Here is a 10,945-nt window from a genome sequence, read left to right on the forward strand (position 1 = left end):
GGGACGCACCAGGCGGCGGCGTCGCAGCGCAGGATCTCGATCGCGGCCCCCTCCGCGCCCTCGTCCGCACCCCCGTCCCCGTCCTCGCCCCCGTCCAGGTCGGCCGACCCCGAGTGCCGCAGCGTCAGGGACCGTTCGACGACGTCGCTGTCCGGGTGCACGGCGTAGTGGAGGGTGCAGGCGAGCGGGTAGTGGCGGTCGCGCAGGTGCACCCGCAGTCTGCCGCCGTCGATCTCGTGGCCCTTGTACAGCCACTCGACGCCGCGGGAGCCGTCCGCGTACCGCACGAGCAGGGACGGGACGCCGAACCGGGGGCCGCCCTCGACGCCCAGCTCCTCGCCGGCCGTCGACGCGAAACTGCTGATGACGCCGTCGTACACGGGGAGTGCTACGGCCTGATCGAGCGTCAGCGGGCCTCCCCAGTGCAGATGGTGGGGTACGTCGTCGGCGCCGATGCGCAGAGCGTAGGACGTGGCCGGAGTGGTGAGCAGGAACGTGCGGCTGGTCGCGTCGAAAGACACCGAGGACACCTGTGACATGGCCACGGAGCTTAGGCGCGAACTCGTTGAATTTAAATATTGACGAAGGAAATTATTGCCTCTACGTTTCCCCCATGTTGCTGAACCGAGCGGTGCTGCTCGCGTCTCCGGCGGCCAACACGGTCTTCACCACGGTGCTCACCCGTGGGCCCGTGGCCCGCCCCGAGATCGCCCGGATCACCGGACTGTCCTCCGCCGCCGTCACCAAGGCCGCCAAGCCGATGATCGAGGCGGGCTACCTGGAGGAGCTCGTCCGGGCCGAGCGGACGACGGAGGGCGCCGGACGCCCCGCCCACCCGCTGGCGGTCTGTGCCGACCGGGAGTTCTTCGTCGGCGTCAAGGTCACCGCCGACGAACTCATCGGTGTCGTCACCGATCTGCGCGCCCAGGTCCGCGCCGCCCGCCGCATGCCCGTCTCCGGGCGCGGCGTCGAGCAGGTCGTCGCCGACATCGCCGCACTCGTCGGCGAGCTCGCCGCCGGGTACGCCGGACGCGCCCACCACCTCGGGGTGTCCGTCTCCGGCGACGTCGACCGGGCCGGCGGCCGCGTGCGCTACTCGCCCTTCCTCGGCTGGCGCGACGTCCCGCTCGCCGAACTGGTCGGCCACGCCACGGGGTTGACGGTGACCGTGGAGAACGACGTGAAGGCGCTCACCGTCGCCGAGCAGTGGTTCGGCGAGGGCGTCGGCACCGATTCCTTCGCCCTCGCCACCGTCGGCGTCGGCATCGGCTGCGGCCTCGTCGTGGGCGGCCGCCTCGTCGCCGGGGGCTACGGCGTGGCCGGCGAGATCGGGCACATCCCGGTGGCCGCGAGCGACGGCCCCCCGTGCCACTGCGGCGCACGCGGCTGCGTCGAGGCCATCGCCTCCGAGGAGGCCATCGTCACCCGCGCCCGCCTGGCCTGCGGCGACCCCGCGCTCGACATGACCGGCGCCATCGACCGGGCCCACGAGGGCGACGCGGCCGTGCGCGCCGTGTTCGCCGAGGCGGGCGAGGCCATCGGCCTCGGACTCGCCGTCCTGGTCAACCTCGTCGGACCCGAGCGGCTCGTCGTCTCCGGCGAGGGACTGGCCGCCTACGACCTGTTCGAAGAGCAGATCCGTGCCGCCTTCAGCACCCAGGCCTTCGGCGCCGCGGCCGACTGCCCGCTCGTGGTGCGCCCACTGCCCTGGGAGGAGTGGGCCCGGGGCGCCGCCGCCGTCGGCATCCAGTCGCTGTTCACCGCCTGACCCGCACGTCGTCCGGACGTCGTCCGGACCCCCTCTCCCGCGCCATCCTCCGTTCCCCGGAAGGACCTTGTCATGTCAGCCAGCTCCGCCCTGTCCCGCCGAGGGTTCCTCGGCACCTCCCTGCTCTTCGTCGCCGGTGCCGCGGTCGCCTGCTCCGGCAACCCGCAGCAGACCGCCTCCGCCAAGGGCGCCAAGGTCACCCTCACGCAGTGGTACCACCAGTACGGGGAGGAGGGCACGCAGGCCGCCGTCAAGCGGTACGCGGAGCAGTACACCAAGGCCAACCCGGACGTCGCCGTCAACGTCGTCTGGGGCGCCGACACCTCCCAGTACGAGACGAAGCTGAACGCCGCGCTGCTCGGCGCCGACGCCCCCGACATCTTCGAACTCGGCGACTTCCGCGCCGAGATGGCCCGCAAGGGCCAGCTCGAACCGCTCGACGACGTGTACGGCGCCGCCAAGGACGGCTTCAACCCGGCCGACCTCGACTACCTCACCGTCGACGGCACGCTGTACGGCATCAAGACCATCGACGACGTCATGGTCCTCTACTACCGCAAATCGCTCCTGAAGAAGGCCGGCGTGACCCCGCCCACCACCTTCACCGCACTCGTCGACGCCGCGAAGAAGCTGACGACCGGTGGCGTCAAGGGCCTGTTCATCGGCAACGACGGCATCGGTGACAGCCCTTACCTGCTCGCCTGGTCGCAGGGCAAGGACCTCATCGACGGCAAGAAGGTCGTCTACGCCGACGCGGCCCGCTCCATAGGCGGCCTGCGCGACCTGCACGCCGACAAGTCCGTCCTGCTCGGCTTCACCACCGACTGGTACGACGCGGGCGCCTTCGCCCAGGGCGCCGCCGCGATGCAGTGGTGCGGCCTGTGGGCGCTGCCCACCATCGAGAAGGCGCTCGGCGACGACTTCGGCGTCGTGGCGTGGCCCGCGTTCGACGGCTCCGGCCGGCCGGTCGCCCGCCTCGGCGGCTGGACCCAGGCCGTCAACGCGAAGAGCAAGCACAAGGACGAGGCCAAGAAGTACCTGCAGTGGCTGTGGATCAAGCAGGCGGACATCCAGATCGACTGGGCCGTGAAGTACGGCTTCCACGTGCCGCCGCAGAAGGCCGTCGCGGCGAAGACCCCCGCGCTCGCCAAGGGGGCCGCCAAGGACGCCGTCACCATCGGCACCGAGAACGGCCTCTCGTTCCCGGCCGAATGGACCCAGGCCATGCAGGCCGGGTTCATCGCGGCCGCCGCCGACATCGCCAAGGGCGCGGCGCCGGAGAAGACCCTGCGCGCCGCCCAGGCCAAGGCCCAGTCGGATCTCGACAAGCAGATGGGCTGACCGTCATGACCGTCACCGGCACCCCGCCGCTGCACGAGACCCGACCGGTGCCCGTCGCGGCACCCCGGCGCCGGCGGCTCACCGAACGGCAGTCGAAGGCCCTCGCGTTCGTCGCACTGACCGCGCCGATGCTCATCGGCCTCGCCGTCTTCCGCTACGTCGCGATCGGCTGGAGCTTCCTGCTCAGCTTCAGCGACGCCCGCCGCACCATCACCCTCGGCAGCTGGGTCGGCCTCGACAACTACCGGCAGCTGCTCGACGACGCCCGCTTCCGTGACTCGCTCACCATGATCGTGCTGTTCACCGCGCTCATCGTGCCGATCACCTTCGCCGGCTCCCTGGGCCTCGCCGTACTCGTCAACCGGGTACGGCGCGGCCGGGCCTTCTTCCGCACGGCGTTCCTGCTGCCGGCCGCCGTCAGCTACGTCGCGGCCGCGATGATCTGGAAGATGGCCCTGTTCAGCGGCGTCCCCTCCGGGCTCGCGAACACCCTCGGCGCGCTGTTCGGCGCCGACCCCACTCCCTGGATCCAGACCCAGAGCCCGCCCCTGTACTGGATCGTCCTGGTCACGCTGCGCCTGTGGCTCCAGGTCGGCCTCTACATGATCCTCTTCATCGCCGGACTGCAGTCGGTCCCGCCGCACCTGTACGAGGCCGCGGCCCTGGACGGGGCCGGGCCCTGGCGCACCTTCCGCAGCATCACCTTCCCGATGCTGCGCAGCACCTCGGTCGCGATCCTCCTGCTGATGCTCATCGCCGCGCTCCAGGCCTTCGACGAGTTCTACGCGATCTTCTCCACCGGCGCCTCGCTCGGCAGCGAGCCCGTGCGCACCCCGCTGATGCACCTGTACGGCGTCGCGCTCCAGGACCAGGACTACGGAGTCGGCTCGGCCGGCGCCTTCCTGCTGACCCTGCTGATCGTGCTGGTCACGCTGCTCCAGGGCCGGATCCTCGGATTCTCCCGGAACAAGGACTGAGTCATGAACCGATACCGCGGCACGGTCGCCGGATCCATCGCCACCTACGTGGTGCTGTGCCTGCTGGCCGTGGTCTTCCTCATCCCGTTCTACGTCCTGCTGCGCAACGCCTTCATGACGACCCCGGAGATCACCGCCACCGACTGGCACTGGCTCCCCTCGGCCCTGAACTGGGACAACTTCACCGCCCTGTTCGACAATCCCGAGCGCCCCTTCGGCCGCTCGATCCTGAACTCCCTGCTGATCGCGGTGATCACGGCGCCGCTGTCCACGCTGCTCGCCTCGATGGCCGGGTACGCGCTGGCCCGGATCGCCGTGCCCGGCCGCGGCCTCGTCCTGTCCCTGATCGTCGGCACCCTGATGATCCCGCAGGCCGTCACCTTCCTGCCCACGTTCGTCGTCGTCGGATCGATGGGGGGCGTCAACACGATGTGGGGCCTGATCGCCCCCGGCCTGTTCAACGCCTTCGCCGTCGTCCTCTTCCGCAGCTTCTACGTGTCCTTCCCCGCCGAGATCGAGGAGGCCGGCCGGCTCGACGGGCTGAGCTACCTCGGCGTCTACGGGCGGATCATCCTGCCGAACTCGGTCACGATGATCGCCTCGCTCGGTGCGCTCTCCTTCATCGAGGCGTGGAACTCCTTCCTGTGGCCGCTGATGATCGGCCAGGACCCGAACAGCTGGACCGTGCAGATCGCCCTCTCCAGCTTCCTCACCTCCCAGACCGTCAACCTGCCCGAGCTGTTCGCGGGCACCGCCGTGGCGATCCTGCCGCTCGTGGTGATGTTCCTCGTCGCCCAGCGCCACATCGTCCAGGGCATCGCGATGTCCGGCCTGAAGTCGTAACTCCCTCATTCCTGGAGGCACTTCCATGAGCAGAACGACCCGCCGAGCCGCCCTCGCCGCCGCCGCGGCGCTCCCCCTGGCACTGGTCCTGTCCACCGGCACGGCGCAGGCCAGGACCCCGTACGTCAAGCCGTTCATGGGCTGGAGCAGCTGGAGCGTCGAGTCGTCCTCGCGTGACGGCTACGGCACCAGCTGGCTCAACGAGGGCAACATCAAGAACGCCGCCGACTCGCTGAGCGGCAAGCTCTCCTCCGCCGGATACAAGTACCTCAACATCGACGCCGGTTGGAACTTCACCTACGACTGGACCTACCACTCCGACGCCCACGGCATCCCGGACGCCGACAAGGAGCGCTTCCCGAGCGGCATGCCCGCCGTCGCCGACTACGTCCACGGCAAGGGCCTCAAGCTCGGCCTCTACGGCGCGGCCGGCCTGGAGAAGGAGGTCTACGACAAGGACGCCCCGATCCTCGGCACCGACTGCACGGCGCGCGACATCGCGGTCGAGCCGCTGACCCCCACCAACAAGTGGGGCGGCAGCTGGAAGATCGACTACACCAACCCGTGCGCCCAGGACTACATCGACTCGATCGTGGCCCGGCTCGCCTCCTGGGGCGTCGACTTCCTCAAGATCGACGGCGTCACCAAGGACAACGTCGACGACATCAGGGCCTGGTCCACCGCCATCGACCACAGCGGCCGCAAGATGTGGCTCTCCGCGAGCGCCTGGCCCGTCGACATCGAGGCCGCCGACGGCCTGAAGCCGTACGCCAACGGCGTCCGCGTCGACACCGACGTCGAGTGCTACTGCGAGACCACCAGCTCCTGGACCAGCTCCGTCGACGACCGCTGGAGCGACCTGCCGCAGTGGCTCGACAAGGTGGACGCCCCGCACTTCATGGCCGACCTCGACTCCATGCCGATCAACAACAACACCGGCAGCGGTCTTCAGGACGGCCTCGACGACACCGAGCGGCAGTCCGTCATGACCTTCTGGTCGATGGCCTCGGCCCCGCTCTACGTGGGCGGCGACATCTGGTTCCTCGACGACAAGGCCAAGGCGATCCTCACCAACCCCGAGGTCGTCGCGGTCGACCAGGCCGCCGTGCTGCCCCGCCAGGTGCGCTCCGGCGACACCCAGGTGTGGACCAAGAAGGTCGGCCGAGACACGTATCTCGCGGTCTACAACATGGGATCCACGCCCACCGACATCCGTGTCGACCTCGACGGCCTCGGCGTGCACGGCCGCAAGCAGGCCCGGGACGTCGTCGCCCGCAAGAACCTCGGCACCGTCCGGCACACGTGGACCGCGCCGTCCGTCCCCGCCCACGGCTCCCGGCTGATCAAGCTGTCGTAACACCTGAAGGGCGTCCCGCCGCCCCGGTCGGCTGCCCGCACCACCCCGCACGCTCCGCACCTCCCTGCACCTCCCCGTACCTGTGTCCCCTCCTCCGGGCCCTGCGCGGCCGCCGCGCAGGGCCCGTCCGCCGTCGTACGGAAGGACCCCGCACATGAGCACCGGACCGTCCCGCCGCACCGTTCTCGGCCTGGGCGCGAGCCTGGCCGCCCTCGGCGCCCTGCCGGCCTTCACCGCCCACGCCGCGCCGCGCCGCCCCACCACCTCGCCGCTCGTCCCCGCCGACCGGGCCACGACCCTGTGGTACCCCGAGCCCGCCGACGACGAGCTCCTCATCGAGCAGGGCCTGCCGCTGGGCAACGGCCGGCTCGGCGCCCTCGTCGGCGGCGACCCCGCGAGCGAGCTCTTCCACGTCACCGACGCCTCCCTGTGGACGGGCGGCGCCAACACGACCCTCGACGCCGACGGCCAGTTCCCCTACGGGCGCGACGACTTCGGCAGCATGACCCTGCTCGCCCGCGCCACCCTCAGCCTGCCGGGCCACGACCGCGCCTCCGTCACCGGCTACCGCCGCACCCTCGACCTCAGCAACGGCCTCGTCACCACCGAGTACACCCGGGGCAGGACCCGCTACGTGCGCGAGATGTTCGTCAGCGCCCCCGACGACGCCCTGGTCGTCCGGCTCCGGCGGACCGGCAGCGCCAAAATCACCGGCAGTTTCGTCCTGTCCGGCACCCACGGCGAGACCACCACCGCGGACAAGGCGTCCCACCTCGTCTCCTTCACCGAGGCGTTCGGCAACGGCCTGCGCTACGCCGCCGCCGCCACCGCGGCCGCCACCGGCGGCACCGTGACCGCGACCGGCTCCCGGGTCACCTTCACCGACTGCACCGAGGTCGTCCTCGTGCTCACCGGCGGCACCGACTACGCCCCCGACCACGCCACCGGCTACCGCGACCCGGACGCCGACCCGCTCGGCCTGGCCCGGGACAAGGCGCGGGCCGCGGCGGCCGCCCGGGGCGGCGACCTGAGGGACACCCACGTCGCCGACCACCGGGAGCGGTACGACCGCTTCAGCATCGACCTGGGCACCTCCACCGGCCGCCAGCGCCGGCTCGACACCTGGTCGCGGCTCACCGCACGGGCCGCCGACGGCGCGGCGCCCGACCCCGAACTCGAGGCGAGCTACCTCCAGTTCGGCCGATACCTGGCCCTGTGCGGGTCCCGCGACGGACTGCCCATGGGACTCCAGGGCCTGTGGCTCGAGGGCAACACCCCGGACTGGATGGGCGATTACCACACCGACATCAACATCCAGATGAACTACTGGTTCCCCGACCGGGCCGGCGCCCCGGACACCTTCGACGCGTTCGCCGACTACTGCGTCTCCCAGCTGCCCGCCTGGAGCGCGGTCACCCAGGAGCGGTTCAACGACAGCCGCAACCGCTTCCGCAACACCTCGGGCAAGGTCGCCGGCTGGACCGTCGCCTTCTCCACCAACCCCTACGGCGGCCTCGGCTGGTGGTGGCACCCCGCCGGCAACGCCTGGCTGTGCGAATCCCTGTACGAACACTACGAGTTCACCCAGGACGCGTCCTACCTGGCCCGCATCCACCCCCTGCTCAAGGGCGCCTGCGCGTTCTGGGAGGCGCGGCTGCTCACCACCACGGTCGACGGCCGCGAGGTCCTGATCGACGACCACGACTGGTCGCCCGAGCACGGCCCGCAGGACGCCCGCGGCATGACGTACACCCAGGAACTCCTGTGGTCGCTGTTCGGCCACTACGAACAGGCCTGCCGCACCCTCGGCCGCGACCTCGACCACGCGGCGACCGTACGGGACCTGCGCGAGCGGCTCTACCTGCCGAAGGTCAGCCCCACGTCCGGATGGCTGGAGGAGTGGATGAGCGAGGACAACCTCGGCGAGACCACCCACCGTCATCTCTCCCCGCTCATCGGCCTGTTCCCCGGCGACCGCATCCGCCCCGGCGCCGGCGACCCCGAGATCCTCGACGGCGCGACCGCGCTGCTCACCGCGCGCGGCATGGAGAGCTACGGCTGGGCCTGCGCCTGGCGCGCCGCCTGCTGGGCCCGGCTCAAGGACGCCGACAAGGCCTACCGGCTCGTCCTGACGAACCTGCAGCCGTGGGCGGGCGCGGACACCGGGACCGCCATGAACTTCTTCGACATGTACCGGGTCTCCGACACCCGCGCCATCTTCCAGATCGACGCCAACCTGGGCACCCCCACGGCCATGCTCGAGATGCTCCTCTACTCCCGCCCCGGCCACATCGAGCTGCTCCCCGCCCTGCCCGACGCCTGGGCCCGTTCCGGCTCGGTGACCGGCGCCGGGGCGCGCGGCGGCTTCACCGTCGACATGACCTGGGCCAGGGGCAGGATCCGCCGCGTGACGCTGCACAGCGTCGGCGGCCGCACCACGACGGTCACCGCGGGCGGCCGCAGCACCACCGTCACCCTCCGTCCCGGTGCGTCGGCCGACCTCACCGACCTCGTCGGCTGACCGCGAGCGGAGACCACGATCATGGAAACCCGTCAGCGGACCGGCAGATCCGTCCGCACCCTGTGCGCCGCACTGACGGCCCTCGCCGTGACCGCCCTCGGCGCGGGCGCCGCCCGTGCGGACGCCCGCAGCGCCCCGGCACCCCACTCCGGCGGCACCCGGGTGAGCGCCTGGTCGCCCGCCATGACCACCGGCGGCCCGTCCTTCGAGAACCGCACGATCCGGATGGTGGTGCACAGCAGCGTCGCCGGCACCCGGGCCCGGATCACCCTCTCCGACCGGTACAGCCCGCAGCCGCTGCGGGTCGCCGCCGCCGACATCGCGATCCAGGCGAGCGGCGGCGCGGCCGAACCCGGCACCACCCGGCACCTCACCTTCGGCGGCGCGCGCGGTACCGAGGTGCCGGCCGGCGCGGAGCGGGTCAGCGACAGCGCCCCGATCTCCGTCGAGGCCGGACAGAACCTCCTCGTCAGCCTCTATCTGCCCACGGCCACCGGCCCGTCGACCTGGCACTCCGACGCGTTCGACACGACCTGGACCGCGCCCGGCGACCACACGGGCGACACCGGCGCCGACGCGTTCACGGACACCTCCACGTCCTGGTACTACCTGGCCGGGCTCGACGTCCTGTCCCCGACGGCGAAGGGCACCGTCGTCGCGTTCGGCGACTCGATCACGGACGGATACCACTCCAGCACCGGCACCTACACCCGCTGGCCCGACCTCCTCGCGACGCGTCTCGCCGACCGGCCGGGCCCGCAGCGACTCGGCGTCGTCGACGCGGGGATCGGCGGCAACCGGGTCCTGACCGACGTGCCGAACCCCTGGCAGGGCGTCAGTGCCCTGAAGCGGTTCGGTCACGACGCCCTCGGACAGCCCGGGGTGAAGGACGTGATCCTCCTGGAGGGCATCAACGACATCGGCAACGACGCCGGACCGGACGGCGGCCCGCTGACGGTGCGGCACCTGATCGACGGGTACCGCGCCCTGATCCGGCAGGCACGCGCCGCCCACGTCCGCATCATCGGCGCGACCCTGATGCCCGACAAGGGCAACGGCTACTACAGTCCGGCCGCCGAGGCGGTCCGGCAGGGCGTCAACGAGTGGATCCGCACCGCGAAGGCGTTCGACGGGGTCATCGACTTCGACCGGGCGATGCGCGATCCGGCGGACCCGGCGGCCCTCGACCCCGACTACGACTCGGGCGACCACATCCACCCCGACGACGCGGGCATGCGGGCGATGGCCGACGCCGTCGACCTGCGGCTGCTGCACCCCTGACCGGACGGTGCGCGGGCCGGTGCCCGGATCATCGACGGGATCCGCGCACGGCGTCGGTGAGCAGGTCCGCCAGCCGGTCGGCGAACCCGGTGATCTCCTCCAGCAGACGTCCGCTCCGGGCGACACGGAATCCGTGCCGGCGGCTCCAGAAAGCGGTCTGGACGGCGTGGAACTGGCACCAGCGCAGCACCCGCGCCCGGTCGAGCTCGGCCGCGTCGGCGAAGACGTCCACGACGCGGTGGACGGCCCGCGGCAGATCGTCGGCGCCGAGCAGCGACAGCGCCCGGGACTTCAGCAGCGTGCCGCCGTCGTAGGCGGGGTCCCCGGCGTACCCCTTCGGGTCGACCGCGAGCCACGGTTCGCGGTCGGCCCGCAGGATGTTCCGCGCGTGCAGGTCTCCGTGGACGAGCGTGTCCGGCTGATGCCGCCCGAGGTCCCGTACGGTCTCCAGCGCGGCGTCCACTGTGTGCGGCGCCAGGGCGTGCTCCAACTCGGCATCGTCCAGCCGCAGTTGCCGCTCCCAGGCGTCGGCCTGCGCGCTCAGCCGGGGCAGGGTGGACGGCGCGGGGACGGCCAGCCGGTGGTTGAGCCGGCCGGCGATCGTCACGAGCGGATCGCCCTCCTCCACCTCCGCGAGGGTCGTGTGCCGGACGCGCTCCAGGAGCAGGGCGAAACGCGGGTCGTCCCGCTCCAGCAGCAGGACCGCTCCCCGCCCGCGCCACGCGAGGAACGCGTCGGGCTCGTGGACGTTCCCCGGGTGCGGGAAGGACACCTTCAGCACGGCGCGCGGACCGGTCCTGCGCCGCACCGGCACGATGACCCCGACACCGCCGTGCAGGACCGTCCCGTCGGGCACG

The 10,945-nt window shown here is 71.6% G+C and carries 9 protein-coding genes; 7 read left to right on the forward strand and 2 right to left on the reverse strand.

Going from position 1 to position 10,945, the window contains the following annotated elements:
- Positions 1-539: glycoside hydrolase family 36 N-terminal domain-containing protein (locus tag GTW43_RS28330; RefSeq protein ID WP_272922572.1), on the reverse strand; the 539-nt coding region annotated here is incomplete at its 3' end.
- A 74-nt stretch (positions 540-613) separates the two neighbouring features.
- Between GTW43_RS28330 and GTW43_RS28335 the strand changes: the two genes are divergently transcribed.
- The 7 genes from GTW43_RS28335 to GTW43_RS28365 all read left to right on the forward strand — a co-directional run bounded on the left by GTW43_RS28335 (position 614) and on the right by GTW43_RS28365 (position 10,088).
- Complete coding sequence (locus tag GTW43_RS28335; protein WP_161304811.1) at positions 614-1,768, forward strand: ROK family protein; 1,155 nt, start codon at positions 614-616, stop codon at positions 1,766-1,768.
- A 72-nt stretch (positions 1,769-1,840) separates the two neighbouring features.
- Positions 1,841-3,109 (forward strand): extracellular solute-binding protein, encoded by a 1,269-nt coding sequence (locus GTW43_RS28340; RefSeq protein ID WP_202502053.1) that lies wholly within the window; start codon positions 1,841-1,843, stop codon positions 3,107-3,109.
- 5 nt (positions 3,110-3,114) lie between these two features.
- Positions 3,115-4,086, forward strand: a complete 972-nt coding sequence (locus GTW43_RS28345) for a sugar ABC transporter permease (protein ID WP_161304812.1) — start codon at positions 3,115-3,117, stop codon at positions 4,084-4,086.
- A gap of 3 nt (positions 4,087-4,089) precedes the next feature.
- Entirely contained in the window at positions 4,090-4,929 is an 840-nt protein-coding gene (locus tag GTW43_RS28350) for a carbohydrate ABC transporter permease (protein WP_161304813.1), read from the forward strand.
- Between the two features lie 25 nt (positions 4,930-4,954).
- A complete protein-coding gene (locus tag GTW43_RS28355; protein WP_202502054.1) occupies positions 4,955-6,286 on the forward strand; it encodes a glycoside hydrolase family 27 protein in 1,332 nt (443 codons plus the stop codon).
- Between the two features lie 154 nt (positions 6,287-6,440).
- Complete coding sequence (locus tag GTW43_RS28360; protein ID WP_161304814.1) at positions 6,441-8,807, forward strand: glycoside hydrolase N-terminal domain-containing protein; 2,367 nt, start codon at positions 6,441-6,443, stop codon at positions 8,805-8,807.
- A gap of 21 nt (positions 8,808-8,828) precedes the next feature.
- Positions 8,829-10,088, forward strand: a complete 1,260-nt coding sequence (locus GTW43_RS28365; protein ID WP_161304815.1) for an SGNH/GDSL hydrolase family protein — start codon at positions 8,829-8,831, stop codon at positions 10,086-10,088.
- A gap of 28 nt (positions 10,089-10,116) precedes the next feature.
- Here GTW43_RS28365 and GTW43_RS28370 read toward each other — a convergent pair.
- Positions 10,117-10,945 (reverse strand): aminoglycoside phosphotransferase family protein (locus GTW43_RS28370; protein ID WP_161304816.1); only part of this gene is annotated, 829 nt, incomplete at its 5' end.

Origin of the sequence: Streptomyces sp. SID5785 (assembly GCF_009870065.1) — a bacterium.
Lineage (GTDB): Bacteria > Actinomycetota > Actinomycetes > Streptomycetales > Streptomycetaceae > Streptomyces.

What these genes read in the sequence shown, in the direction of transcription:
- GTW43_RS28335 (WP_161304811.1), top strand. Translation starts at nt 614, where the DNA reads ATGTTGCTGAACCGAGCGGTGCTGCTCGCGTCTCCGGCGGCCAACACG.
- GTW43_RS28340 (WP_202502053.1), top strand. Translation starts at nt 1,841, where the DNA reads ATGTCAGCCAGCTCCGCCCTGTCCCGCCGAGGGTTCCTCGGCACCTCC.
- GTW43_RS28345 (WP_161304812.1), top strand. Translation starts at nt 3,115, where the DNA reads ATGACCGTCACCGGCACCCCGCCGCTGCACGAGACCCGACCGGTGCCC.
- GTW43_RS28350 (WP_161304813.1), top strand. Translation starts at nt 4,090, where the DNA reads ATGAACCGATACCGCGGCACGGTCGCCGGATCCATCGCCACCTACGTG.
- GTW43_RS28355 (WP_202502054.1), top strand. Translation starts at nt 4,955, where the DNA reads ATGAGCAGAACGACCCGCCGAGCCGCCCTCGCCGCCGCCGCGGCGCTC.
- GTW43_RS28360 (WP_161304814.1), top strand. Translation starts at nt 6,441, where the DNA reads ATGAGCACCGGACCGTCCCGCCGCACCGTTCTCGGCCTGGGCGCGAGC.
- GTW43_RS28365 (WP_161304815.1), top strand. Translation starts at nt 8,829, where the DNA reads ATGGAAACCCGTCAGCGGACCGGCAGATCCGTCCGCACCCTGTGCGCC.